Annotated in this window: 26 protein-coding genes and 1 pseudogene; 19 read left to right on the forward strand and 8 right to left on the reverse strand. The window is 61.1% G+C overall.

The window, feature by feature from the left end:
- Window positions 1-21: 21 nt before the first annotated feature.
- The 4 genes from MMW58_RS25175 to MMW58_RS25190 all read right to left on the reverse strand — a co-directional run bounded on the left by MMW58_RS25175 (window position 22) and on the right by MMW58_RS25190 (window position 5,158).
- The gene (locus MMW58_RS25175; RefSeq protein WP_132513430.1) at window positions 22-1,623 is read right to left on the reverse strand and encodes an APC family permease; all 1,602 of its coding nucleotides are present in this window, start codon (window positions 1,621-1,623) and stop codon (window positions 22-24) included.
- 19 nt (window positions 1,624-1,642) lie between these two features.
- Entirely contained in the window at window positions 1,643-3,244 is a 1,602-nt protein-coding gene (locus MMW58_RS25180; protein WP_241723780.1) for an aldehyde dehydrogenase (NADP(+)), read from the reverse strand.
- A gap of 14 nt (window positions 3,245-3,258) precedes the next feature.
- The gene (locus tag MMW58_RS25185) at window positions 3,259-4,179 is read right to left on the reverse strand and encodes a dihydrodipicolinate synthase family protein (RefSeq protein ID WP_241722333.1); all 921 of its coding nucleotides are present in this window, start codon (window positions 4,177-4,179) and stop codon (window positions 3,259-3,261) included.
- 151 nt (window positions 4,180-4,330) lie between these two features.
- Window positions 4,331-5,158 carry an AraC family transcriptional regulator gene (locus MMW58_RS25190; RefSeq protein ID WP_133600750.1) on the reverse strand — a complete coding sequence of 276 codons (828 nt, stop codon included), beginning with the start codon at window positions 5,156-5,158 and terminating at the stop codon, window positions 4,331-4,333.
- 310 nt (window positions 5,159-5,468) lie between these two features.
- On the opposite strand from MMW58_RS25190, the gene MMW58_RS25195 reads away from it, so the two are divergent.
- Genes MMW58_RS25195 through MMW58_RS25210 form a run of 4 tightly spaced genes read left to right on the forward strand, consistent with a single transcriptional unit; the run spans window position 5,469 to window position 9,028 of the window.
- Complete coding sequence (locus MMW58_RS25195; RefSeq protein WP_241722334.1) at window positions 5,469-6,416, forward strand: 4-hydroxyproline epimerase; 948 nt, start codon at window positions 5,469-5,471, stop codon at window positions 6,414-6,416.
- Complete coding sequence (locus MMW58_RS25200) at window positions 6,413-7,522, forward strand: NAD(P)/FAD-dependent oxidoreductase (RefSeq protein WP_241722335.1); 1,110 nt, start codon at window positions 6,413-6,415, stop codon at window positions 7,520-7,522. Before MMW58_RS25195 ends, MMW58_RS25200 begins: the two co-directional genes overlap by 4 nt.
- The gene (locus MMW58_RS25205; RefSeq protein WP_045860148.1) at window positions 7,522-7,782 is read left to right on the forward strand and encodes a (2Fe-2S)-binding protein; all 261 of its coding nucleotides are present in this window, start codon (window positions 7,522-7,524) and stop codon (window positions 7,780-7,782) included. Before MMW58_RS25200 ends, MMW58_RS25205 begins: the two co-directional genes overlap by 1 nt.
- Complete coding sequence (locus MMW58_RS25210; protein WP_241722336.1) at window positions 7,763-9,028, forward strand: FAD-dependent oxidoreductase; 1,266 nt, start codon at window positions 7,763-7,765, stop codon at window positions 9,026-9,028. The genes MMW58_RS25205 and MMW58_RS25210 overlap by 20 nt, the downstream gene beginning before the upstream one ends.
- A 1-nt stretch (window position 9,029) precedes the next feature.
- Here the strand turns inward: MMW58_RS25210 and hpaR are convergent, their stop codons facing one another.
- On the reverse strand, window positions 9,030-9,479 hold the full coding sequence (hpaR, locus tag MMW58_RS25215) for a homoprotocatechuate degradation operon regulator HpaR (RefSeq protein WP_133600754.1): 450 nt from the start codon (window positions 9,477-9,479) through the stop codon (window positions 9,030-9,032).
- Between the two features lie 289 nt (window positions 9,480-9,768).
- On the opposite strand from hpaR, the gene MMW58_RS25220 reads away from it, so the two are divergent.
- From MMW58_RS25220 to yjiA, 14 genes are all read left to right on the forward strand, one after another.
- Window positions 9,769-10,401, forward strand: a complete 633-nt coding sequence (locus tag MMW58_RS25220; protein ID WP_241722337.1) for a fumarylacetoacetate hydrolase family protein — start codon at window positions 9,769-9,771, stop codon at window positions 10,399-10,401.
- Complete coding sequence (locus tag MMW58_RS25225; RefSeq protein WP_133600756.1) at window positions 10,398-11,162, forward strand: fumarylacetoacetate hydrolase family protein; 765 nt, start codon at window positions 10,398-10,400, stop codon at window positions 11,160-11,162. Before MMW58_RS25220 ends, MMW58_RS25225 begins: the two co-directional genes overlap by 4 nt.
- Entirely contained in the window at window positions 11,159-12,625 is a 1,467-nt protein-coding gene (hpaE, locus tag MMW58_RS25230; protein ID WP_095103997.1) for a 5-carboxymethyl-2-hydroxymuconate semialdehyde dehydrogenase, read from the forward strand. The genes MMW58_RS25225 and hpaE overlap by 4 nt, the downstream gene beginning before the upstream one ends.
- A gap of 10 nt (window positions 12,626-12,635) precedes the next feature.
- The gene (gene hpaD / locus MMW58_RS25235; protein ID WP_123710214.1) at window positions 12,636-13,493 is read left to right on the forward strand and encodes a 3,4-dihydroxyphenylacetate 2,3-dioxygenase; all 858 of its coding nucleotides are present in this window, start codon (window positions 12,636-12,638) and stop codon (window positions 13,491-13,493) included.
- Window positions 13,494-13,503: 10 nt separating this feature from the next.
- The gene (locus MMW58_RS25240; protein WP_159237569.1) at window positions 13,504-13,884 is read left to right on the forward strand and encodes a 5-carboxymethyl-2-hydroxymuconate Delta-isomerase; all 381 of its coding nucleotides are present in this window, start codon (window positions 13,504-13,506) and stop codon (window positions 13,882-13,884) included.
- 93 nt (window positions 13,885-13,977) lie between these two features.
- Complete coding sequence (gene hpaH, locus MMW58_RS25245) at window positions 13,978-14,781, forward strand: 2-oxo-hept-4-ene-1,7-dioate hydratase (protein ID WP_045860163.1); 804 nt, start codon at window positions 13,978-13,980, stop codon at window positions 14,779-14,781.
- A 13-nt stretch (window positions 14,782-14,794) separates the two neighbouring features.
- Entirely contained in the window at window positions 14,795-15,583 is a 789-nt protein-coding gene (gene hpaI, locus MMW58_RS25250) for a 4-hydroxy-2-oxoheptanedioate aldolase (protein WP_159237570.1), read from the forward strand.
- 47 nt (window positions 15,584-15,630) lie between these two features.
- Window positions 15,631-17,007 (forward strand): 4-hydroxyphenylacetate permease, encoded by a 1,377-nt coding sequence (gene hpaX / locus MMW58_RS25255; protein WP_133600760.1) that lies wholly within the window; start codon window positions 15,631-15,633, stop codon window positions 17,005-17,007.
- 9 nt (window positions 17,008-17,016) lie between these two features.
- Window positions 17,017-17,907, forward strand: a complete 891-nt coding sequence (hpaA, locus tag MMW58_RS25260; RefSeq protein WP_241722338.1) for a 4-hydroxyphenylacetate catabolism regulatory protein HpaA — start codon at window positions 17,017-17,019, stop codon at window positions 17,905-17,907.
- Between the two features lie 300 nt (window positions 17,908-18,207).
- A complete protein-coding gene (hpaB, locus tag MMW58_RS25265; protein WP_159237572.1) occupies window positions 18,208-19,770 on the forward strand; it encodes a 4-hydroxyphenylacetate 3-monooxygenase, oxygenase component in 1,563 nt (520 codons plus the stop codon).
- 19 nt (window positions 19,771-19,789) lie between these two features.
- The gene (locus MMW58_RS25270; RefSeq protein ID WP_041143905.1) at window positions 19,790-20,302 is read left to right on the forward strand and encodes a 4-hydroxyphenylacetate 3-monooxygenase reductase subunit; all 513 of its coding nucleotides are present in this window, start codon (window positions 19,790-19,792) and stop codon (window positions 20,300-20,302) included.
- Window positions 20,303-20,565: 263 nt separating this feature from the next.
- Complete coding sequence (locus MMW58_RS25275; protein WP_159237573.1) at window positions 20,566-22,716, forward strand: carbon starvation CstA family protein; 2,151 nt, start codon at window positions 20,566-20,568, stop codon at window positions 22,714-22,716.
- A gap of 104 nt (window positions 22,717-22,820) precedes the next feature.
- Window positions 22,821-23,024 (forward strand): YbdD/YjiX family protein, encoded by a 204-nt coding sequence (locus MMW58_RS25280; RefSeq protein ID WP_095104015.1) that lies wholly within the window; start codon window positions 22,821-22,823, stop codon window positions 23,022-23,024.
- Window positions 23,025-23,035: 11 nt separating this feature from the next.
- Entirely contained in the window at window positions 23,036-23,992 is a 957-nt protein-coding gene (gene yjiA / locus MMW58_RS25285) for a GTPase (protein ID WP_041143902.1), read from the forward strand.
- Between the two features lie 48 nt (window positions 23,993-24,040).
- On the opposite strand, the pseudogene MMW58_RS25290 reads toward yjiA, so the two are convergent.
- Window positions 24,041-24,136, reverse strand: a pseudogene (locus MMW58_RS25290) (type VI secretion system tube protein Hcp); the annotation flags it as partial.
- A 335-nt stretch (window positions 24,137-24,471) separates the two neighbouring features.
- Between MMW58_RS25290 and MMW58_RS25295 the strand changes: the two are divergent.
- Window positions 24,472-25,017 (forward strand): YfaZ family outer membrane protein, encoded by a 546-nt coding sequence (locus tag MMW58_RS25295; protein ID WP_241722339.1) that lies wholly within the window; start codon window positions 24,472-24,474, stop codon window positions 25,015-25,017.
- A 223-nt stretch (window positions 25,018-25,240) separates the two neighbouring features.
- Here the strand turns inward: MMW58_RS25295 and MMW58_RS25300 are convergent, their stop codons facing one another.
- Window positions 25,241-25,465 (reverse strand): Hcp family type VI secretion system effector, encoded by a 225-nt coding sequence (locus MMW58_RS25300; RefSeq protein ID WP_241722340.1) that lies wholly within the window; start codon window positions 25,463-25,465, stop codon window positions 25,241-25,243.
- Between the two features lie 9 nt (window positions 25,466-25,474).
- Window positions 25,475-25,714, reverse strand: a complete 240-nt coding sequence (locus MMW58_RS25305) for a hypothetical protein (protein ID WP_241722341.1) — start codon at window positions 25,712-25,714, stop codon at window positions 25,475-25,477.
- Window positions 25,715-25,771 lie beyond the last annotated feature (57 nt).

A 25,771-nucleotide genomic window follows, 5' to 3' on the forward strand; every position in this document is an offset into this window, starting at 1 on the left:
CTCTTCTCCTTTGCCGTTGTTCTACTCTTCTTCATCGCCATTAAAGTTAGCCTGAGGAAGGCAGCTGCGCGCGCCCCAGTAATAAATACCCAGCGACATCGCCGCCACTATTATCGTATCCCAGGGATGAGGTAAGGCGTTAGTGCCGCCAAAGCTCCCCAGCCACGAGCAGAGCATAATCAGGGCGTAGAAGACAATCAGCCACAGCGAGGATTTCACCTGCTGCGCGAAGCTCACCGCATGAACCGGCACCTTGCTTTTGCACAGCACGTACACCGCAAACATCACGATTTGCAGCCCCAGCAGCCAGGAGAGGGTCGTCCAGCCGGACCAGTAGACGATCAGCGCCGAAACCATAAACGACACCGGGCCAATAACAGAGAACGCGCGCACGCGGAACGGACGCGGCATATCCGGGGCGTTGCGGCGCAGGCCGGCGGCGGTCACCGGGGCGATAGCGTAGCTCAGCACCAGCGCCGCCGACACCACGCTAATTAACTGCTCCCATGACGGGAACGGCAGGGTCCAGAAAATAGAGAGGCCGAAGGTCAGCCACAGCGCCGGACGCGGAATACCGGACTCTTTATCGATATGGGTAAAGGCCTTAAAAAAGGTCCCGCTTTTCGCCCAGCCGTAAATCACCCGCGGCGTGGCGTTCATATAGATATTGCCGGTTCCGCTCGGGGAAACAATCGCATCGCTAATCACCATAAACGCCAGCCAGCCCATGCCGAGGGTGATGGCGATATCGCGATACGGCAGCGAGAACTGCTTGCTGACCTCGGCCCAGCCGCCGCTCAGCATATCGGTCGGGATGCTGCCGAGAAACGCCACCTGCAGCAGCACGTAGATAATCGTCGACAGCACCACCGAGAGGATCAGCGCCACCGGGATCGTGCGCTGGGGGTTTTGCACCTCGCTGGCCACCGAGATAATCGGCGTCAGCCCGAGATAGGCAAAAATAATGCCGCCGGCGCTGATTGCCGCCTCCACTCCCGACATGCCGAACGGCGCAAATCCCTGAGTATGCAGGTTTTCCGGTTTGAAGAAGGCGAACAGGGTGATGACCACCAGCAGCGGTACCAGAAACTTCAGCACGCTGATGGCGTTGTTCGAGCGGGCGAAGGTTTTGACGCTGTAGTAGTTGAGGCCGAAGAAAAAGCACAGCAGCAGGAACTGCACGACCCAGCCCAGCAGCGTCGGCGAGCTGGAGCCCGGCTGGGTCAGCATCGGGAACCACGCCGCGGCGTACTGGCGCGCGGCGACAATCTCGATAGAGATCAGGCTGGAAAAGGCGATGAGGGTAATAAATCCCAGCAAATAGCCCATCAGCTCGCCGTGGGAAAATACCGGATAGCGGATAATCCCGCCGGCGCGCGGCAGCGCCGCCCCCAGTTCGCAGTAGACGATCCCCAGCAGCAGCACCGCAAACCCGCCGATCGCCCAGGAGGCGATCCCCGCCGGTCCGGCAATCGACGCCACGTGGCTGGCGGCGAACAGCCAGCCGGAGCCAAAAATCGCCCCCAGGCCAATAAACGTCAGGTCGGTTAAGGTCAGCTGCTTTTTAAACTTACCCGACTCAGCAACGCGGGTTTGACTGCTATGCGTAGTATGAATGGTCATGGTGTTGCCCTTTCATCAATCAGAGTGGGGAAATCGCTTCCCGGGTCCACTGCCCGTTCACCAGGCGCAGCAGGTTTAAAGGATTCGCATCCTGCAGGGCCGGCGGCAGCAGCGCGGCGGGCGCGTTCTGCAGGCAAACCGGGCGCAGAAAGCGCTCAATCGCCCGGGTGCCGACCGAGGTACCGCGCGCGTCGGTGGTGGCCGGCCAGGGCCCGCCGTGGACCATCGCATCGCACACCTCGACCCCGGTGGGATAGCCGTTGAACAGCACCCGTCCCGCCTTTTCGCTAAGCAACGGCAGCAGGCGCGACGCCAGCTGACGATCGTCAGCCTCCGCGTGCAGCGTGGCGGTGAGCTGCCCCTGCAGGCCCTGCAGCAGAGCCTGCAGCTGGGCCTCATCGGCCGCTTCCACCAGCACCGACAGCGGGCCAAAGACTTCGCGCTGGAGCAGAGAGTCGGCGGCCATCACCTGTTCCGCCGTCGCCTGATACAGCAGGGCCTGCGCCTGCACGCCCTCTGCGGCCTGGCCAGCGGCCAGACGCTGCACGCCGGGACAGGCGTCGAGCGCCGCAACGCCCGCGTGATAGTGCTCGCGCGTCGGCGCATTCAGCAGCACCTGCGCGGCGGCGGCGCGCACCTGCTCGCAGAGGGCCGCCCGGAAGCGCTCGCTGTCCGCACTCCTGAGCACGAGGATCAGGCCGGGACGGGTACAAAACTGGCCGCCGCCAAGGGTAAAGGATGCCACCAGCTCCTGTGCCAGCAGCGGCGCGCGGGAGGCCAGCGCCTGCGGCAGAATAATCAGCGGATTGATGGCCGACATTTCGGCAAACATCGGAATCGGCTGGGGGCGCTGCTGCACCCGCTGGTAGAGCGCGCGTCCGCCCTCCAGCGAGCCGGTAAAGCCCACCGCCTGAATCGCCGGATGGCTCACCAGCTCCGCGCCGATATCGGTGCCAAAAATCAGGTTAAACACGCCGCCGGGCAGGCCGCACGCTTCTACCGCGCGGACCACCGCCTGCGCCGTCTGCTCGGCGGTCGCCATATGTCCGGGATGCGCTTTGACCACCACCGGACAGCCGGCCGCCAACGCCGAGGCGGTGTCGCCGCCGGCGGTGGAAAACGCCAGCGGGAAGTTGCTGGCGCCGAAGACCGCCACCGGGCCGAGCGCGGTCTGGTACTGGCGTAGGTCGGGCCGCGGGGCCGGCTTGCGCTCCGCCAGGGCAGTATCGATGCGCGCCCCGAACAGATCGCCGCGGGCCATCAGGTCGGCAAACATCCGCAGCTGGCCGCTGGTGCGCGCCCGCTCGCCCTGCAGGCGCGCCGGCGGCAGCGCCGTCTCTTCGTGGGCAATCGCAAAAAAATCCTCCCCGAGAGCGTCCAGCTCGTCGGCAATACGCCGCAGGAAACGCGCCCGCAGCTCGGGCGAAGTCTGAGAAAAGGCGCTGAACGCCTGCTGTGCCGCCTGCGCCGCCTGCGCCGCCTCCTCGCGGGAGGCCGGGTAGAAGCGGTGGCCGGTGGCCGCGCCATCCGCCGCCCGCAGGCTTAGCAGCGTCGCTTCACCGCTGGCTACGCGGCGGCCGGCGATAAACTGTTGCCCCGCCGTTATCTGTTTTTCGCTCATCATCGCTCCCCGGCCTACAGGCCCACGTCCGGCAGCGCCGGGCGCGTCGCCATGGCCTGCTCGACTATCGCGATCACCTGCCGGCGGGTCTCCCCTTCCAGCGCCAGGCGCGGCGGACGGGTCACTTCGCTCCCGCGGCCCAGCAGCTCTTCGCAGAGCTTGATGCACTGCACCAGATCGGGACGCGCGTCGAGGTGCAGCAGCGGCATAAACCAGCGGTAGAGCGCCATCGCTTCGTCATAGCGTTTCTGGATAGCCAGGCGGAACAGCGTCTCGCCTTCGCGCGGGAAGGCGTTCGACATCCCCGAAATCCACCCCTCGGCGCCGACGGCAATGCTCTCAACCACCACGTCATCAAGGCCGGCAAACAGCACGAAGCGATCGCCCACGGTATTGCGCAGGTCGGTGAAGCGGCGGGTATCGCCCGATGAATCCTTAAAGCAGACGATGTTGTCGCAGTCGGTTAGGGTCGCGAGGATCTCCGGCGTGACGTCGTTTTTGTAAATCGGCGGGTTGTTGTAGACCATTATCGGCAGGTCGGTGGCGGTGGCGACGCTGCGGAAATGGGCGGCGGTTTCATGCGGCTTTGACGAGTAGACCAGCGCGGGCATGACCATAATTCCGTCGACGCCCACGCGCTCCGCCTCTTGCGCCATCTTCTGGGCGAAGGCGGTGGTGAATTCAGCGACGCCGGCGATAACCGGGATTTTTCCCCCCGCCGCGTCCTTCGCCGCTTCAATGATTTGCAGCTTTTCCTGGGTGCTCAGGGAGGTGTTTTCCCCGACGCTGCCGCACACCACCAGCCCGGAAACGCCATCTTTCACCAGGTTTTTCATCACCGCGTGGGTGGCGTCTAAATCGAGAGAATAGTCACCACGAAACTGCGTGCTGACTGCCGGAAATACGCCGCTCCAGTGAATCGCTTTTTTGCTCATGCTCGGTTCCTTGTCGTCATTTTGTTAAGTCAAAGTGAATGATTGGTGAATATTCACTGACAGATTGACGCGTCATGGTCCCGGCGGCTTGTGGGTTTTCTGCCAATACGATGACGAAATTAGCACAGTCGCCAAAAGCGTGAGCCGGCGGTTAGCCCGCCAGGGTTATGCGGAAATCGCGGGGAGTCGAGCCGGTCATCGCCTTAAACTGGCGGCTGAAGGCGCTGTGATCGGTATAGCCGCACTGCAGCGCAATATCGGTAATCGGCGTATCTCCCGCCAGCAGCTCGGTGGCTTTTTCGAGCCGGACCTTATGGATCATCTGCCGCGGCGTGAGGTGAAAGATCCGCTTACAGTAGCGTTCGATCTGCGCCACCGACATGCCGCTGAGCCCGGTCAGCTCATCCATCGGGATCGGCCGATGATAGTGGCGTCGAATATGATCGTCGACGATCGCCAGCCGCTGCCACGCCGGATGGCGGGCGTGGGCCTCCTGCAGATCGTGCGAGATCCCGGCCATCCCGATCACCTGCCCGTGGATATCGCGCAGCGCCAGCTTCTGCGTCAGGCACCAGCCGCGTTCGCGGCCGTTGTAGAGGTGCATCTCCAGCTGGTCGCGCAGCATCACCCCTTCGCGCAGAACCCGCAGATCCTGCTCGGTGTAGCCCTGGCCGAGCGCCGAGGGAAAGACGTCGGCCGAGGTTTTGCCCAGCAGCATCGAGACGGTTTTAAACCCGCAGCGGCGGGCCAGCGTCAGGTTGGCCAGCAGATAGCGCGCCTGGTGGTCTTTAATAAAAAAGACGACGTTGGGAATGGCATTCAGCAGGGGGGCAATCAGCGCCAGCGCGTTGAGCAGCGCCGGCATATTCTCCGGACGCTGGCGCGCCAGCCCTTCACAAATCTGGCTCAGCTCGTCCACGGCCAGGCTCGTTTCATCCACCGGCTCGCGCGCCGGATCTGCCTCAGTAACACACAACATAACGCTTCCTCATGGCGGGTGACGGGAGGATATTTATTCACCTTTTATTAACACATCAAGCGGCAGCACCGCGTTTTGCGATCCTGGCTGCGGTTTAAATTTTCCGCTCAATTGCCGGCTGGCGTAATGGCGACTTTCGGTTTACCACATCGTTAATGGAATGATTAATAAGAAATAAATATGAATTTCAAATAATAACCTCACCGCCGACTGTGCTGATTTCGTCATTTCGCCTGGCGAAAGCGCTCAAGCCGCAGGCGTCGTCTTGCGCCAGCATTGTGAAACATCTTATTAACCTCCGGAGAGATTCATGACCGTGCCACGCCAACCTGCTGAACTGAGGGCCATTGATTCACATACCGGCGGCGAGCCGACCCGCCTGATCGTCGAGGGTTTTCCGGATCTCGGCCGGGGCAGCATGGCGGAACGTCGCGAACGCTTTGCCGCTGAATTCGACCGCTGGCGTCAGGCGATTATCCTCGAGCCGCGCGGCAACGACGTGCTGGTAGGCGCGCTGCTGTGCGAGCCGGTTTCGCCGGCCGCCACCGCCGGGGTGATCTTCTTCAACAACGCCGGCTTCCTCAATATGTGCGGCCACGGCACGATCGGGCTTATCGCCTCGCTGGCGTGGCTGGGCCGCATTCAGCCCGGCAGGCATCTGATTGAGACCCCGGTCGGCGACGTGAGCGCGACGCTGTACGAAGACGGCAGCGTGTCGGTGGAGAACGTCCCGGCCCGGCGCTGGAAAAAGGGGATCGGCGTGGAAACCGCCTTCGGCACCGTAACCGGCGACATCGCCTGGGGCGGCAACTGGTTCTTTCTCATCAGCGATCACCCCTTCAGCATTGAGCCCGCTCAGATCCCCCAGCTCACCGAATACGCCTGGGCGGTACGCGAAGGGCTGGCTGCTGTCGGGATCCGCGGCGATAACGGCGGCGAGATCGACCACGTTGAGCTGTTTGCCGACGATGAGACCGCCGACAGCCGCAGCTTCGTGCTGTGCCCCGGCAAGGCCTGGGATCGCTCGCCGTGCGGGACTGGAACCAGCGCCAAGCTGGCCTGCCTGGCGGAAGACGGCAAGCTGCGGCCCGGCGAGATCTGGCAGCAGGCCAGCATCATCGGCAGCCGCTTTACCGCCAGCTACGCGCGCGAGGCCGCCGGCATTATCCCGACCATTCGCGGCGAAGCCTGGGTATGCGCCGATAGCCGCCTGATCCTCAATCCTGAGGATCCCTTCTGCTGGGGGATCGTGCCGTGAGCAGCAGCGACGTCATCGTCATCGGCGCGGGGATCGTCGGCGCCGCCTGCGCCTGGCAGCTGGCAAAGCGCGGGCAAAAGGTCACCCTGATCGACGACGGCCAGCCGGGAGCAACCGCCGCCGGAATGGGCCATCTGGTATGCATGGACGATAACCCCGCCGAGCTGGCCCTCTCCGCCTGGTCGCTCGAACGCTGGCGCGCAATCACGCCGCGCATGCCGGAGAGCTGCGCCTGGCGCGGCTGCGGCACCCTGTGGCTGGCGGAAACGACCCAGGAGCTGGAGATTGCCCGGGAAAAGCAGCGGCGGATGGCGGAGCATCAGGTCACCACGCGGATGCAGAGCGCGGAGCAGCTGGCGCAGCGCGAGCCCCTGCTGCGCGCCGGCCTGCCGGGCGGGCTGTGGGTTCCCGGCGACGGGATTATCTACGCCCCTAACGCCGCCCGCTGGTTTATCGCCGACGCGGGCGCCGGGCTGACCCACCTGCGGGAAGCCGCCCAAACGCTGGAGGAGCCGACGGTGACCCTGACCAGCGGCAGGCGGCTGCGGGCGCCGGCCATCGTGGTCGCCTGCGGCCTTGATGCCAACACGCTGCTGGGAGAGAGCTGGCTGCGGGCGAAAAAGGGCCAGCTGGCAATTACCGATCGCTACGGCCCCCTGCTCCGGCATCAGCTGGTCGAGCTCGGCTACGGCGCTAGCGCCCACGGCAGCGGCACCTCCGTGGCCTTTAACGTCCAGCCGCGCCCCACCGGGCAGCTGCTGATCGGCTCTTCCCGCCAGTTTGATACCATCGATCGCCCGCTGGATTTACCCCTGCTGGCGCAAATGCTGGACCGCGCGCGGCAGTTTCTACCGACCCTCGGCGGGCTGAATATCATCCGCTGCTGGAGCGGATTTCGCGCCGCGTCGCAGGACGGCAATCCGCTGATAGGCCCTCACCCCTCGCGCCGCGGCCTGTGGCTGGCGCTGGGCCACGAAGGGCTCGGCGTGACCACCGCCCCCGCCAGCGCGGAGCTCCTCTGCGCCCAGCTGATGGGCGAGCGCGGGCCGCTGGCTCCCGATGCCTGGCTGCCCGCTCGCCTGCAAAAACAGGAGGCCATCGCCTGATGCCCACGATCCAGATAATCATTGAAGGCGCCAGCCTCGAGGTGCCGGCGGGTATCAGCATCGCCGCCGCGCTGGCGCTCACCGCCGACCCCACGACGCGGATCGCCGTCGGCGGCGATCCGCGCGCGCCATTTTGCGGCATGGGCGTCTGCCAGGAGTGCCGGGTGACCGCCAACGGCCGTCGGGTGCTGGCCTGCCAGACGCTGTGCCTGCCGGGAATGAACATTGAAAGGAGCCGCCATGCAAACGCTACGCTGTGAGGTACTGATCCTCGGGGCGGGCCCCGCCGGCCTCGCCGCCGCGCTGGCCGCCGCCTCCTGCGGTAAGCGAACGATCGTGCTTGATGATAATCCGCGCCCCGGAGGCCAGATCTGGCGCGATGGACCGCAGGTCGAACTCCCTCCCCTCGCGCGCCGCTATCGCGAAGCCGTCGCCGCGGCTGAAAACATCACCCTGCTCAGCGGCGCGCGCCTCATCGCCCGACCGACCGCCCGCAGCGTGATGTTTGAAACCGCCGAGGCCTGCGGGATCGTGGAGTGGCAGAAGCTGATTCTGTGCTGCGGGGCGCGCGAGCTCTCGCTGCCGTTTCCCGGCTGGACGCTGCCCGGCGTGACCGCAGCGGGCGGCCTGCAGGCGCAAATCAAGCACGGCCTGGCGCTGAAAGGCGGCGAGCGGGTCGTGGTGGCCGGCAGCGGTCCGCTGCTGCTGGCGGTGGCCGACACGGTGAAAAAAAGCGGCGGCGAGATAGTGCAGATTGTCGAGCAGGCGCCGCTCTCCGCCCTGGTGCGCTTTGGCAGCCGGCTGTGGCGCTGGCCGGAAAAGCTGCGTCAGCTCGCCAGCCTCGCCCCGCGGCGCTACCTGAGCGACAGCCGGATTATTCGCGCCCACGGCAAAACGCGCCTTGAGGCGGTAACGCTCCGCCGGCGCGGCGTTGAACGCACCCTGGCGTGCGATCGGCTGGCGATTGGCTACGGACTGGTGCCGAGCCTCGAGAGCGCGCTATTTTTCGGCTGCGCAGTGGCGAACGAGGCGGTGAAGGTGGATTGCTGGCAGCAAACCAGCGTCGCGGACGTGTATGCCGCCGGAGAGTGCACCGGCTTCGGCGGCAGCGAGCTGGCGCTGGCCGAAGGAGAGATTGCCGGCTTTGCGGCGGCGGATGCCGGCGACCGGGTGCAGGCCCTGTTTGCCCGTCGCGCGCGCTGGCAGGACTTTGCCGACGCCGTCAGGCGGGCGTTTATCCTGCCGGAAAGCCTGAAAACCCTCGCCACGCCGGAGAGCCTGCTGTGCCGCTGCGAGGACGTCCGCTGCGGCGAGGTGGCGAACGCCGAGGGCTGGCAGCAGGCAAAGCTGGCACAGCGCTGCGGAATGGGCGCCTGCCAGGGGAAAACCTGCGCCACGACCGCCCGCTGGCTGTACGGCTGGCCGCTGGTGGCCCCGCGCGAACCGCTCTCCCCCGCCCGGGCGGAGACGCTTATCGCCCTCGCGCAGGAGAGCGGCGAGCGCTGAGCTACTCCTCCTGCCGATCGTCGCGCACGGCGCCGTTACGGTTGCCGAGCGCGATAAACTCCTCCAGCAGCGCGGTCAGCTGGCGCATTTTTTCGCTGGTAAACTCTTCTTCGATCAGCCGATAGGCCTCTTCAACCTGGGCCTGGGCGCTTTGATACAGCTTTGTCCCTTCCGCCGTCAGCGAAACGTACAGCTTGCGCTGATCGCTGACCGGCTTTAAGCGCAGCACCAGGCCGTCGCGCTCCATGCGGGTCAAAATACCGGTCAGGCTCGGGCGCAGAATGCAGGCGCGGAAGGCGAGATCGTGGAAATCCATCGACGGGCTTTCGGCAAGGATGCGCACAATACGCCACTGCTGCTCGGTGAGATTATGGCGTTTGACGATCGGCCGGAAATGGCCCATCGCCGCTTCCCGCGCCTGCAACAGCGCAATGGTTAACGAATCATGCATCACATACCCTCTACATCACATTTCAGAATCTATTAACAAGTTAATAATTAGCGCTTATTTGCCGATGGCGCAACCGGTTTCTGCTGCTGAAAAGTACCAGCCCTTTCATAAAATATCGATAATCATATGATTATAAACAATTAAAATTTATACGTGTAAATTTATTGTTAATCAGATCACAAAACATTCACTTCTGTTTGCCAAACCCGTCCGCAAGGAATAAAAGGTAATCATTAACATATTAATGAAATCCCTTAAGCTTCAGAAATCAGTACCAGAGGAGTGGTGAATGAAAGGTACCATCTTCGCCGTTGCGCTTAACCACGGCAGCCAGCTCGACGCCTGGCGCGAAGCGTTCCAACAGGCCCCGTACAAAACGCCGCCGCAAACTGCGGTCTGGTTTATCAAACCGCGCAATACCGTTATCGGCAGCGGCGACGCAATCCCTCACCCGCAGGGCGAAACCGTGCACAGCGGCGCCACCGTGGCGCTGATCGTCGGTAAAACCGCCCGCGGCGTCTCCGTCGAAGAGGCCGCCTCCTGCATCGCCGGCTACGCGCTGGCCAACGACGTCAGCCTGCCGGAAGAGAGCTTTTACCGCCCGGCGATCAAGGCGAAATGTCGCGACGGTTTCTGCCCGCTGGGCGACCTCGTCCCGCTACGGAGCGTCGATAACCTGACCATTATCACCGAAATCAACGGCCGCGAAGCGGATAGCTGGAACACCGCCGACCTGCAGCGCGGCGCCGCCGAGCTGCTGAGCGCCCTGAGCGAGTTCGCTACCCTCACCCCCGGCGATGCCATTCTGATCGGCACTCCGCACGCCCGCGTCACGCTGCGCCCCGGCGATCGCGTACGCATTCTCGCCGAGGGTTTCCCGGCGCTGGAAAACCCGGTCGTCGCAGAAGGAGAGCCGGCATGAAACAGGCACGTATTGAGTGGCAGGGCCAGGTACGCAGCGCGCAGGTCGACGATCGCGAGCAGGTCATTCTCGATGACGGCACCCGGCTGCAGGAGGGTGAATTCCGCTGGCTGCCGCCCGCCGAGGGCACCCTGTTCGCGCTGGGGCTGAACTACGCCGACCACGCCAGCGAGCTGGAATTCAAGCCGCCGGAAGAGCCGCTGGTGTTTATCAAAGCGCCGAACACCTTCCTCGGCCACCGCCAGGAGTCGGTGCGTCCGGATAACGTCGAATATATGCACTACGAAGCCGAGCTGGTGGTGGTGATTGGCAAAACCGCGCGCAGGGTCAGCGAGGCCGACGCCCTGGACTACGTCGCCGGCTATACCGTCTGCAACGACTACGCCATTCGCGACTATCTCGAGAACTACTATCGGCCGAATCTGCGGGTAAAAAGCCGCGACACCCTGACCCCCATCGGCCCGTGGATCGTCAGTAAAGAGACGGTTCCGGACCCGCACAACCTGACCCTGAGCACCTGGGTCAACGGCGAGCTGCGCCAGCAGGGCACCACCGCCGATCTGATCTTCAGCATCCCGTTCCTGATCGCGTACCTGAGCGAGTTTATGACCCTGCAGCCCGGCGACATGATCGCCACCGGCACGCCGAAGGGGCTGTCTGACGTGGTGCCGGGTGACGAAGTGATCGTCGAAGTCGAGGGCGTGGGCCGCCTGGTCAACCGCATCATCAGCCAGCAAGCGTATGAGGAGAAGCTGTCATGAAAAAAATTAACCACTGGATCAACGGCGAAAGCGTGGCTAGCGCGGAGTACTTCCACACCACCAACCCGGCCACCGGCGAAGTGCTGGCAGAGGTCGCCTCCGGCGGTGAAGCCGAGGTGAATCAGGCGGTCGCGGCAGCCAAAGCGGCGTTCCCGAAATGGGCCAACCTGCCGATGAAGGAGCGCGCGCGCCTGATGCGCCGTCTGGGCGATCTGATAGACCAGAACGTTCCGCAGATCGCCGCCATGGAGACCGCCGATACCGGCCTGCCGATCCACCAGACCAAAAACGTGCTGATCCCACGCGCCTCGCACAACTTCGAGTTCTTCGCCGAAGTGTGCCAGCAGATGAACGGCAAGACCTATCCGGTTGATGACAAGATGCTCAACTACACCCTCGTGCAGCCGGTCGGCGTCTGCGCGCTGGTGTCGCCGTGGAACGTGCCGTTTATGACCGCCACCTGGAAGGTGGCGCCGTGCCTGGCGCTGGGCAACACCGCGGTGCTGAAGATGTCCGAGCTGTCGCCGCTCACCGCCGACCGCCTCGGCGAGCTGGCGCTGGAAGCCGGTATTCCGCCGGGCGTGCTGAACGTGGTGCAGGGCTACGGCGCGAACGCCGGCGACGCGCTGGTGCGTCATCACGACGTGCGCGCGGTCTCGTTTACCGGCGGCACCGCCACCGGGCGCAACATCATGAAAAACGCCGGGCTGAAGAAGTACTCGATGGAGCTGGGCGGCAAATCGCCGGTGCTGATTTTTGAAGATGCCGATATCGAGCGCGCGCTGGATGCCGCCCTGTTCACCATCTTCTCCATCAACGGCGAACGCTGCACCGCCGGCTCGCGCATCTTCATTCAGCAGAGCATTTACCCGGAGTTCGTCAAGCGCTTCGCCGAACGCGCCAGCCGCCTGCGCGTCGGTGACCCGACCGATCCCAACACCCAGGTCGGGGCGCTGATAAGCCAGCAGCACTGGGAAAAAGTCTCCGGCTATATCCGCCTCGGCATCGAGGAAGGCGCCACGCTGCTGGCCGGCGGCCCGGATAAACCCACCGACCTGCCGGCGCATCTTCGCGGCGGCAACTTCCTGCGCCCGACGGTGCTGGCGGACGTCGATAACCGCATGCGGGTTGCCCAGGAAGAGATTTTTGGCCCGGTGGCCTGTCTGCTGCCGTTTAAAGACGAAGCCGAAGGTCTGCGCCTCGCCAACGATATCGAATACGGCCTCGCCTCCTATATCTGGACCCAGGACATCAGCAAGGTCCTGCGCCTCGCGCGCGGGATTGAAGCCGGCATGGTCTTCGTCAATACCCAGAACGTCCGCGACCTGCGCCAGCCGTTCGGCGGCGTGAAGGCCTCCGGTACCGGCCGCGAAGGCGGCGAGTACAGCTTCGAGGTGTTCGCCGAAATGAAAAACGTCTGTATTTCCATGGGTGACCATCCGATCCCGAAATGGGGCTTATAAGGAGCACAAAATGGGCAAATTAGCGTTAGCCGCCAAGATTACTCACGTACCGTCAATGTATCTCTCCGAGCTGCCGGGGAAAAACCACGGCTGCCGCCAGTCGGCGATCGACGGCCATAAGGAGATCGGTAAACGGTGCCGGGAGATGGGCGTCGATACGATTATCGTCTTTGATACCCACTGGCTGGTGAACAGCGCCTACCACATTAACTGCGCCGACCATTTTAAAGGGGTCTATACCAGCAACGAGCTGCCGCACTTTATTCGCGACATGACCTACGACTACGACGGCAACCCGGAGCTGGGCCAGCTGATCGCCGACGAAGCTGTCAAGCTGGGCGTGCGCGCCAAGGCGCACAACATTCCGAGCCTCAAGCTGGAGTACGGCACCCTGGTGCCGATGCGCTATATGAACAGCGATAAGCATTTCAAAGTGGTCTCGATCTCCGCTTTTTGCACCGTTCACGACTTCGCCGACAGCCGCAGGCTGGGGGAAGCCATCGTTAAGGCGATTGAGAAATATGACGGTACCGTGGCGGTCTTCGCCAGCGGATCGCTGTCGCACCGCTTTATCGACGACCAGCGCGCTGAAGAGGGGATGAACAGCTACACCCGCGAGTTTGACCATCAGATGGATGAGCGGGTGGTGAAGCTGTGGCGCGAGGGCAAATTCAAAGAGTTCTGCACCATGCTGCCGGAGTACGCCGACTACTGCTACGGCGAAGGCAATATGCACGATACGGTGATGCTGCTCGGGGTCCTCGGCTGGGATAAATACGACGGCAAGGTCGAGTTTATCACCGACCTGTTCGCCAGCTCCGGGACCGGCCAGGTCAACGCCGTCTTCCCGCTGCCGGCTCAGGCGTAAGGGGTCCGCGATGCCACATTTTATCGCCGAGTGTACCAGCAACATCCGCGAGCAGGCCGACCTGCCGGGCCTGTTCGCCGAGGTTAATCAGGCGCTGGCCGCCACCGGTATTTTCCCGATCGGCGGCATCCGCAGCCGCGCCATCTGGCTGGATACCTGGCAGATGGCCGACGGCAGGCACGATTATGCCTTCGTGCATATGACGCTGAAAATCGGCAGCGGGCGCAGCCTGGAAAGCCGCCAGCAAACGGGAGAGATGCTCTTTGCCCTGATCAAAGCGCATTTCGCCGCGCTGATGGAGAGCCGCTACCTGGCGCTGTCGTTCGAGATTGCGGAGCTGCACCCAACCCTGAACTACAAGCAGAACAACGTCCACGCGCTGTTTAAATAATTGACGTTATCCGGACGCGGGCTCCCCGACCTCGGCGCTCTCGTCCGGGAGACCCGATAGTACAAATTTGCAGGCAATGTCACAGGAAGCCCTATGCTCGATAAACAGACCCGCACCCTGATCGCCCGGCGGCTGAACCAGGCCGAAAAGCAGCGTGAACAGATCCGCGCCATCTCCCTCGATTATCCCTCGATCACCATTGAGGACGCCTACGCCGTCCAGCGCGAGTGGGTTGAGCTGAAAATTGCTGAAGGCCGGGTGCTGAAGGGCCATAAGATCGGCCTGACCTCGAAGGCGATGCAGGCCAGCTCGCAGATTAGCGAGCCGGACTACGGCGCGCTGCTCGACGATATGTTTTTCCACGACGGCGGCGATATTCCCACCGACCGCTTTATCGTTCCACGCATCGAGGTCGAGCTGGCCTTCGTGCTGGCCAAACCGCTGCGCGGCCCGAACTGTACGCTGTTCGACGTCTATAACGCCACCGACTACGTGATCCCGGCGCTGGAGCTGATCGACGCCCGCTGCCACAACGTCGATCCCGAAACCCAGCGCCCGCGTAAGGTGTTCGACACTATCTCCGATAACGCCGCCAACGCCGGGGTGATCCTCGGCGGCCGGCCGGTTAAGCCCGATGAGCTGGATCTGCGCTGGATCTCCGCCCTGCTGTACCGCAACGGGGTCATCGAAGAGACCGGCGTCGCCGCCGGCGTGCTGAATCATCCGGCCAACGGCGTTGCCTGGCTGGCGAACAAGCTGGCGGCGCACGATGTGCAGCTGGAGGCCGGGCAAATTATCCTCGGCGGCTCGTTTACCCGTCCGGTGGCGGCGCGCAAAGGCGATACCTTCCACGTCGATTACGGCAACATGGGCGCGATTAGCTGCCGCTTTGTCTAGGGGAAAGAAGAAGATGAATAATGCCTTTAAAGATGCGCTGCAGGCCGGACGCCCGCAAATCGGCCTGTGGCTGGGACTCTGCAGCAGCTACAGCGCCGAGCTACTGGCCGGTGCCGGATTCGACTGGCTGCTGATTGACGGCGAACACGCGCCGAACAGCGTGCAGACGGTGCTGACCCAGCTGCAGGCGGTGGCGCCTTACGCCAGCCAGCCGGTGGTTCGCCCTTCGTGGAATGACCCGGTGCAGATTAAGCAGCTGCTGGACGTCGGGGCGCAAACCCTGCTGGTGCCGATGGTGCAGAACGCCGACGAAGCGCGGCTGGCGGTGAAAGCCACGCGCTATCCGCCGGCCGGCATTCGCGGCGTCGGCAGCGCCCTGGCCCGCGCTTCGCGCTGGAACCGCATCCCGGATTATCTCCATCAGGCCAACGACGCCATGTGCGTGCTGGTGCAGATTGAGACCCGCGAGGCGCTGAAGAACCTGCCGCAGATCCTCGAGGTTGAGGGGGTGGACGGCGTGTTTATCGGCCCGGCGGATCTCAGCGCCGATATGGGCTTCGGCGGCAATCCGCAGCACCCGGAAGTGCAGGCGGCAATTGAAAGCGCCATCGTGCAAATCCGGCGGGCGGGCAAAGCGCCGGGCATTCTGATGGCCAATGAGCAGCTGGCAAAACGCTATCTTGAGCTCGGCGCGCTGTTTGTCGCCGTCGGCGTCGACACCACCCTGCTCGCCCGCGCCGCCGAAGCCTTAGCCGAGCGCTTTGGCGCCGGCGGAACGACAGCCCAGCCCGGCGTCTATTAAGAACGCCACATCGCGACCCTACAAAAATTCCCATTAGAGGAAAGACCATGAGCGACACATCATCAGCCATTCCGGAGACGCGCGATCCCGCCAATCAGCACAAGCAGCTGACGGCGCAGCAGCAGTCGGTTATCAATAAGCTGTTTCGCCGCCTGATCGTATTTTTGTTCGTGCTGTTTATCTTTTCATTTCTCGACCGCATCAATATCGGCTTCGCCGGGCTGACGATGGGCCAGGATCTGGGGCTCAACGCCACCATGTTCGGCCTGGCCACCACGCTGTTCTACGCCACCTACGTCATCTTCGGTATTCCGAGCAATATCATGCTCAGCATCGTCGGCGCCCGCCGCTGGATAGCCACCATCATGGTGCTGTGGGGGATCGCCTCCACCGCCACGATGTTCGCCACCGGCCCTAATAGCCTGTACGTGCTGCGCATGCTGGTCGGGATCACCGAGGCCGGCTTTCTGCCCGGCATCCTGCTCTATTTAACCTACTGGTTTCCGGCATTTTTCCGCGCCCGCGCCAACGCCCTGTTTATGATTGCCATGCCGGTGACCACCGCCATCGGTTCGATTGTATCCGGCTATATTCTGTCGCTGGACGGCCTCTTCAATCTCCACGGCTGGCAGTGGCTGTTTTTGCTCGAAGGGTTCCCGTCGGTGCTGCTGGGCATTATGGTCTGGTACTGGCTGGATGACTCCCCGGCAAAAGCCAAATGGCTGACCGCGGAGGACAAAAAGTGCCTGCAGGAGATGATGGATAACGACCGGCTGACGCTGGTACAGCCGGAAGGCGCCGTCAGCCACCGCGCGATGCAGCAGCGCAGCCTGTGGCGCGAAGTCTTCACGCCGATCGTGCTGATGTACACCCTGGCCTATTTTTGCCTGACCAATACGCTCAGCGCGATCAGCATCTGGACGCCGCAGATCCTCAAAAGCTTTAACGAGGGAAGCAGCAATATCACCATCGGTCTGCTGGCGGCGATCCCGCAGATCTGCACCATTCTGGGGATGATTTACTGGAGCCGACACTCGGATAAATGCCAGGAGCGCAGGCACCATACCGCCCTGCCTTTCCTGTTTGCCGCCGCCGGCTGGCTGCTGGCCTCGGCGACCGATCACAACCTGATCCAGATGCTGGGGATCGTCATGGCTTCGACCGGATCGTTCAGCGCAATGGCCATTTTCTGGACCACGCCGGATCAGTCGATCAGCCTGCGCGCCAGGGCGATCGGTATCGCCGTGATCAACGCCACCGGCAATATTGGCTCGGCGCTAAGCCCGTTTATGATCGGCTGGCTGAAGGATCTGACCGGCAGCTTTAACAGCGGCCTGTGGTTCGTCGCCAGCCTGCTGGTGATTGGCGCCGTGATTATCTGGGCTATTCCGATGAAAGCCTCGCGCCCGCGCGCCACGCCTTAAGGAGCGGCTATGCCCCAGCGTTCGATCGCCAATATCGATATCAATAAAGAGTACGATGAAAGCCTGGGCACGGAAGACGTGCACTACCAGTCGTTTGCCCGCATGGCGGCCTTTTTTGGCCGCGACATGCAGGCCCATCGCCACGACCAGTATTTTCAGATGCACTTTCTCGATACCGGCCAGATTGAGCTGCAGCTCGACGATCACCGCTACTCGGTGCAGGCGCCGCTGTTCGTCCTGACGCCGCCGTCGGTGCCGCACGCGTTTATCACCGGCTCCGACAGCGATGGCCACGTGCTGACCGTGCGGGAGGATCTGATCTGGCCGCTGCTGGAGGTGCTCTATCCCGGCACCCGGGAGGCCTTTGGCCTGCCGGGGATGTGCCTGTCGCTGGCCGATAAGCCGGATGAGCTCGCGGCGCTGGCCCACTACTGGCGGCTGATTGAGCGCGAATCGACCGCGCAGCTGGCGGGGCGCGAGCATACGCTGGTGCTGCTGGCGCAGGCGGTGTTCACCCTGCTGTTGCGCAACGCCAGGCTCGACGACCACGCTGCCAGCGGCATCCGCGGCGAGCTCAAGCTATTCCAGCGCTTTAACCAGACCATCGACGGCCACTACCACCAGCACTGGACGGTGCCGGATTACGCCAATGAGCTGCACATTACCGAATCAAGACTGACCGACATCTGCCGGCGCTTTGCCAACCGGCCGCCGAAGCGCCTTATCTTCGACCGGCAGCTGCGCGAGGCCAAGCGGCTACTGCTGTTCTCCGATAGCGCGGTCAACGAAATCGCCTGGCAGCTGGGGTTTAAGGACCCGGCCTATTTTGCCCGTTTTTTTCATCGCCTGGTCGGCTGCTCGCCCAGCGCCTTCAGAACGCAAAAAGTACCGGTATCCTGAGTTTTTCCCGGCAGCGGTGCGCGGGCGCCAGGCGCGGCCGGGGAAATCCGCTGCCGCAATCCCCGGCGTGCGGCGGCAAAACAGCAAAAAACCAACCCGGATCACAGAACGCCATCCCGCCTGAAAAGTACCCGCCGTTGACCTAAAAGTCTCTTCACGGAACCCACGTAAACCGCTTCAATTAAACAACAAAAAGAAAACATAAATTTAACCTTTATACCCTGAATGCTTCGAGCCGCAGCCGAAAAGGCGCCGCCCGAAGCATGACGGGATATGCCGCTTAATACTGAAGAGGTCCCGATGAAACCTGAAGATTTCCGCGCAGACGCTAAACGCCCGTTAACCGGGGAAGAGTACCTGAAGAGCCTGCAGGACGGCCGCGAAATTTATATCTACGGCGAGCGCGTCAAGGACGTTACCACCCACCCGGCGTTCCGCAACGCCGCCGCCTCCGTCGGCCAGCTGTACGATGCCCTGCACAAACCGGCGCTGCAGGACTCCCTGTGCTGGAATACCGATACCGGCAGCGGCGGCTATACGCATAAGTTCTTCCGCGTGGCGAAAAGCGCCGACGATCTGCGCCAGCAGCGCGACGCCATCGCCGAGTGGTCGCGCCTGAGCTACGGCTGGATGGGCCGCACCCCGGACTACAAGGCCGCCTTCGGCTGCGCGCTGGGCGCCAATCCGGCGTTTTACGGCCAGTTCGAACAGAACGCCCGCAGCTGGTACACCCGCATTCAGGAAACCGGCCTGTACTTTAACCACGCCATCGTCAACCCGCCGATCGACCGCCACAAGCCGGCCGATGAGGTGAAAGACGTCTACATCAAGCTGGAAAAAGAGACCGACGCCGGGATCATCGTCAGCGGGGCGAAAGTCGTCGCCACCAACTCGGCGCTGACCCACTACAACATGATTGGCTTCGGCTCCGCGCAGGTGATGGGGGAAAACCCAGACTTCGCGCTGATGTTCGTGGCCCCGATGGATGCCGAAGGGGTGAAGCTTATCTCCCGCGCCTCCTATGAAATGGTCGCCGGCGCTACCGGATCGCCGTATGACTACCCGCTCTCCAGCCGCTTCGACGAGAACGACGCGATCCTGGTGATGGATAAGGTGCTGATCCCGTGGGAAAACGTGCTGATCTATCGCGATTTCGATCGCTGCCGCCGCTGGACGATGGAGGGCGGCTTCGCCCGCATGTACCCGCTGCAGGCCTGCGTGCGTCTGGCGGTTAAGCTCGACTTTATCACCGCCCTGCTCAAGCGCTCGCTGGAGTGTACCGGCACCCTGGAGTTCCGCGGCGTGCAGGCGGATCTCGGTGAGGTAGTGGCCTGGCGCAACATGTTCTGGGCGCTGAGCGATTCGATGTGCTCCGAGGCGACGCCGTGGGTTAACGGCGCGTACCTGCCGGATCACGCCGCGCTGCAAACCTACCGCGTGATGGCGCCGATGGCCTACGCCAAAATCAAAAACATCATCGAGCGTAACGTCACCAGCGGCCTGATCTATCTCCCGTCCAGCGCGCGCGATCTCAATAATCCGCAGATCGACCAGTATCTGGCGAAATACGTGCGCGGATCGAACGGGATGGATCACGTCGAACGCATCAAAATCCTCAAGCTGATGTGGGACGCGATCGGCAGCGAATTCGGCGGCCGTCACGAGCTGTATGAAATCAACTACTCCGGTAGCCAGGATGAAATCCGCCTGCAGTGCCTTCGCCAGGCGCAGAGCTCCGGCAACATGGACAAAATGATGGCGATGGTCGATCGCTGCCTTTCCGAGTACGACCAGCACGGCTGGACGGTGCCGCATCTGCACAATAACTCTGATATCAATATCCTGGATAAGCTGCTGAAGTAATTCACAGCGGGAGGTCACAATGCAATTAGATGAACAACGCCTGCGCTTTCGCGATGCCATGTCCAGCCTGTCGGCTGCGGTGAACGTGATCACCACCGAAGGCGATGCCGGCCGCTGCGGCATCACCGCCACCGCGGTGTGCTCGGTAACCGATACCCCGCCGTCGGTGATGGTGTGTATCAACGCCAACAGCGCAATGAACCCGGTATTCCAGGGCAACGGCAGGCTGTGCATTAACGTCCTGAACCATGAGCAGGAGGTGATGGCGCGCCACTTCGCCGGAATGACCGGGGTGACGATGGAGGAGCGCTTCAGCCTCTCGTGCTGGCAAAAAGGCGTGCTCGGGCAGCCGGTGCTGAAGGATTCGCTGGCCAGCCTCGAAGGCGATATCAGCCAGGTGCAGACCATCGGCAGCCACCTGGTCTATCTGGTCGAGATCAAGAACATCACCCTCAGCCAGGAAGGCCACGGGCTGATTTACTTTAAACGTCGCTTCCATCCGGTGATGATGGAGATGGCGGCCGCCGTCTAGCCAGGCTCATTCTCCCCCCTGCCGCCAGGGGGGAGAAATTCTTGTGATCTCAATCACATATTACCCCACTGTTCATTTCCTGCCCAACCGCTTACTTCCGCAAGTGACCGCTTAATCCGCCATACAACCACTCGTTGATTTACCCAACTTTACGCGCGCAAAGTTCTGGCAAGATCGTCCCCAGCATAGTGACTCAATACCTCCGCAAAATTACGTTCAGACGGCTTCGGCCAATTATTCAACTCATAACGCCAGGTTTTACTATGGATACTAAAAAACTATTCAAGCACATACCCTGGGTGATTCTTGGAATCATCGGGGCATTTTGCCTCTCGGTCGTCGCCCTGCGTCGCGGGGAGCACGTCAGCGCCCTGTGGATTGTCGTCGCATCGGTATCGGTCTATCTGGTGGCCTACCGCTACTACAGCCTGTACATCGCCCAAAAGGTGATGAAGCTCGACCCAACCCGCGCGACGCCGGCGGTCATTAACAACGATGGCCTGAACTACGTGCCGACCAACCGCTACGTGCTGTTCGGCCACCACTTTGCCGCTATCGCCGGCGCGGGCCCGCTGGTTGGCCCGGTGCTGGCCGCGCAGATGGGCTACCTGCCCGGCACGCTGTGGCTGCTGGCCGGCGTGGTTCTGGCGGGGGCAGTGCAGGACTTTATGGTGCTGTTTATCTCCTCACGCCGTAACGGTTCATCGCTGGGTGAAATGATCAAAGAAGAGATGGGCCCGATTCCGGGGTCGATCGCCCTGTTCGGCTGCTTCCTGATTATGATAATCATCCTTGCGGTGCTGGCGCTGATCGTCGTGAAGGCGCTGGCGGAAAGCCCGTGGGGCGTCTTTACCGTCTGTTCAACCGTACCGATCGCGCTGTTTATGGGGATCTACATGCGCTTCCTGCGCCCGGGACGCGTGGGCGAAATTTCGGTTATCGGTATCGTGCTGCTGGTGGCTTCCATCTACTTCGGCGGCGTGATTGCCCACGACCCGTACTGGGGCCCGGCGCTGACCTTTAAAGACACCACCATCACCTTCACCCTGATCGGCTACGCGTTTATCTCCGCGCTGCTGCCGGTATGGCTGATTCTGGCGCCGCGCGACTACCTGGCGACGTTCCTGAAAATCGGCGTTATCGTCGGCCTGGCGCTGGGCATCGTTATCCTTAATCCGGATCTGAAAATGCCGGCGGTCACCCAGTACATCGACGGTACCGGGCCGCTGTGGAAAGGTGCCCTGTTCCCGTTCCTGTTTATCACCATCGCCTGCGGCGCGGTCTCCGGCTTCCATGCGCTGATCGCTTCCGGCACCACGCCGAAGCTGCTGGCTAACGAAACCGACGCGCGCTTTATCGGCTATGGCGCAATGCTGATGGAGTCCTTCGTGGCGGTCATGGCGCTGGTGGCAGCGTCTATCATCGAACCGGGCCTCTATTTTGCGATGAACACCCCGCCGGCCGGCCTCGGTATCGTGATGCCGAACCTGCATGAGATGGGCGGCGAAAACGCCGCGATGATTGCTGCGCAGCTGAAAGAAGTCACCGTCCATGCGGCGGCTACCGTCAGCTCATGGGGCTTTGTGATTTCGCCTGAGCAGATCCTGCAAACGGCGAAAGACATCGGTGAACCGTCGGTGCTGAACCGCGCGGGCGGCGCCCCGACCCTGGCCGTCGGTATCGCACACGTGTTCCACAAAATCATCCCGATGGCGGATATGGGCTTCTGGTACCACTTCGGTATTCTGTTTGAGGCGCTGTTTATCCTTACTGCCCTCGATGCCGGTACCCGTGCAGGCCGCTTTATGCTCCAGGATCTGCTGGGCAACTTCGTGCCATTCCTGAAGAAAACCGATTCGCTGGTTGCCGGTATCGTGGGGACCGCGGGCTGCGTAGGCCTGTGGGGCTACCTGCTGTATCAGGGCGTGGTCGACCCGCTGGGCGGCGTGAAGAGCCTGTGGCCGCTGTTCGGCATCTCTAACCAGATGCTGGCCGCCGTGGCGCTGGTTCTTGGCACCGTGGTGCTGGTCAAAATGCAGCGTACCAAATACATCTGGGTCACCGTGATCCCGGCCGCGTGGCTGCTGCTGTGCACCACCTGGGCGCTGGGTCTGAAACTGTTCAGCACCAACCCGCAGATGGAAGGCTTCTTCTTTATGGCCCAGCAGTACAAAGAGAAGATTGCCGCCGGCGGCGAGCTTAGCGCGCAGCAGATTGCCAACATGAACCATATCGTGGTGAACAACTACACCAACGCCGGTTTAAGCATTCTGTTCCTGGTGGTGGTCTACAGCATCATCTTCTACGGCATCAAAACGTGGCTCAACGTGCGTAACAATAAGATACGTACCGACAAAGAGACCCCGTATGTGCCGGTGCCGGAAGGCGGCGTGAAGACCTCTTCACACCACTAATCCAGCTCCGTTCAGCCCCGCTTCGGCGGGGCTTTTCCGTAAATGACGCAACCCGGCATTAAAATAGCCCGCTCGACGGGCTCAACACATATCTGGAACGAGCAATGTTTGGTAACTTAGGTCAGGCTAAAAAGTACCTGGGTCAGGCGGCGAAGATGCTGATTGGCATTCCGGACTACGACAATTACGTCGAACATATGCAGACCAACCATCCGGATAAACCGTATATGACCTACAACGAATTCTTCCGCGAGCGCCAGGAAGCGCGCTACGGCGGGAGCGGCGAAGGCGGCGTACGCTGCTGTTAATGGAGGCACACATGACACCGATTGCAGTTACCCTGCTGACCGGTTTTCTTGGCGCAGGCAAAACCACCCTGCTGCGGCATATTCTCAATGCGCAGCACGGCTTTAAAATCGCGGTGATCGAAAACGAATTTGGTGAAGTCTCCGTTGATGACCAGCTGATTGGCGATCGCGCCACCCAGATCAAAACCCTGACCAACGGCTGCATCTGCTGCACTCGTTCCAACGAGCTGGAAGACGCCCTGCTCGACCTGCTCGACAGCCGCGATCGCGGTGAGATTGCCTTCGACCGGCTGGTGATCGAGTGCACCGGCATGGCCGATCCCGGCCCGATTATTCAGACCTTTTTCTCCCATGAGATCCTCTGTGAACGCTACCTGCTGGATGGGGTGATTGCGCTGGTTGATGCGGTCCACGCCGACCAGCAGATGAACCAGTTCACCATCGCCCAGTCGCAGGTGGGCTACGCCGACCGTATTCTGCTGACCAAAACCGACGTCGCGGGCAGCAGCGAAGCGCTGCGCGAACGGCTGGCGCGCATCAACGCCCGCGCGCCGATTTACGCCGTCACCCACGGCGATATCGATCTGAGCCAGCTGTTTAATACCGGCGGCTTTATGCTGGAGGAGCGGGTGGTAAGCGCTAAGCCGCGCTTCCATTTTATTGCCGACCAGCAAAACGACGTTTCGTCGATTGTGGTGGAGCTGGACTACCCGGTCGATATCAGCGAGGTGTCGCGGGTTATGGAAAACCTGCTGCTCTCATTCGCCGAGCAGCTGATGCGCTACAAAGGGATGCTGTGGATTGACGGCGAGCCTAACCGCCTGCTGTTCCAGGGCGTCCAGCGCCTGTACAGCGCCGACTGGGACCGACCCTGGGGCGACGACCAGCCGCACAGCACGCTGGTGTTTATCGGCATTAACCTGCCGGAAGAGGAGATTCGGGCGGCGTTTGCCGGATTGCGGAAGTAGCGGTTCGCAGGAGCCCTCTTCCCGTGGAAGAGGGCTAGCGTGAAGGCATCAGGAAGTGCAGAACTCATTCCAGGTATCACGATAAATAACGTTTCCTTCGGTGTACTTCCAGACGATCGCCTCATAACGCAGTTCAAGAGTTTCTCTTAGGTATTAGAGTCATTTTTAATCACAAAAATGTAAATTTAAGTTTTTGCTTGTTACTGTAGAAACATTTTCGGAAATTATTAGAAAGCGAATTAGTTCAGCCCCAATCGATATCTCCCGCCCCGTTCAATTGCTGTTTAGGCAAAAAATTAAACTTACCCTAAACGGCAAAACGTTAATCATTGACGCTGCGACAAGGTAACCAATTCACAACATCAAAAGAGCGTTTTAATAACAGTTCCGGCATAAAACCTCGACCCATATCAAATTTGCAGTCGTAAATATCACCTGTTAGGGTGTCCTCAGATTAATTTAATGACGAGGCATAAACCATGAGAAAGCTCAATATCCTTATCCTTTCTGCTCTGACCGCCGTTTCCGGCTCAGCAATGGCGATGGGCTTTACCGTCGAACAGGGGAAAAACTTTACCAACCTCAATATGGAACTGGGTAAATCCTCCTCCGGTGTTTATGCCGAAAGCAACTGGCTCAAAAATATCGACGACGGTACCCAGACCGGAGGCGTTGGCGCGGGTTATAACCTGGAAGTTGGTCCGGTGATGTTCAATGCCGGCGCAAAAGCCATCTACCTTGGGCCGAAAAAAGGCGATAACGGCGTGGCGTTCCCAATCGGTGGCGGCGTTAACGTTGCGCTGACCGACAGTATCCACGTATTCGGTGAAGGCTATGCCGCACCGGAAGGACTGAACAACAGCGTGAAAAACTACGTTGAAGCCAACGGCGGCGTGAGCTGGACCCCGATTACCCCGGTGACGCTGAAAGTGGGTTACCGCCACGTGAGCGTCGACGGGAAAGACGGTCGTCCGAACCATACCCTGATCGATGGCGCCTATGTTGGCGGCGGCGTTACCTTCTAATAACCCCGATAAAAGCACAAAAAAACCTGCCGGACGGCAGGTTTTTCTTTTTGCATCCTAATCTTACCGGCGGATCACCACCAGCTTCTGGTTCACAAACTCTAATCCCCAGATCCGCCCGCTATTGATGCTGTATCTAAAACGCGTCCTACTGAGATACCCCGTTCAACTCTAAGAGACAAACAAGACCCGGAAGTCCGAGTCTATGATAGCCAGCATCCCATTAGGCAGTGGCTCGCTCGTTCCAGCCATCTTTAAAGATAATGTTCCCATCCCTATACTTCCACTGGATGGTTTCATAACACCCGATGTTACGGTCAGTCGGAGTAGTCAGGTGATGAGAGAGCGATTTTACCTCAATTGAATCTTCACCCCCGAGTACCATGGAACCTCCAACAATTGGAGATCCATTTTCATCGATAAACCACAAATAGGCTGGATTTGACATGCGATATCCTTAATTTATATTTTTACCTTTTTTACGATACTCATCTAAACGATCGACGAGCTTTGATATGGCCCAGGCAGTAATGAACCATACGACCATATAGACAAATTTCATCGACCACACCACAGGCAGCATGATGCAGACAATAAAGCCGCCGATAAAAATGATTGACTGGACAACGTCCCAGGCATTTACGATGGCAAACAGCAGCATGTCTAACAAGACGCGTGATACCTTATTGAAGGACATATAGTTTCTCTCCAACCATATTTATTATTTTTTTAAATTCGTGCTGTCCGCGGATAA

This window comes from Klebsiella sp. HC6, assembly GCF_022605325.1.
Lineage (GTDB): Bacteria > Pseudomonadota > Gammaproteobacteria > Enterobacterales > Enterobacteriaceae > Klebsiella > Klebsiella terrigena.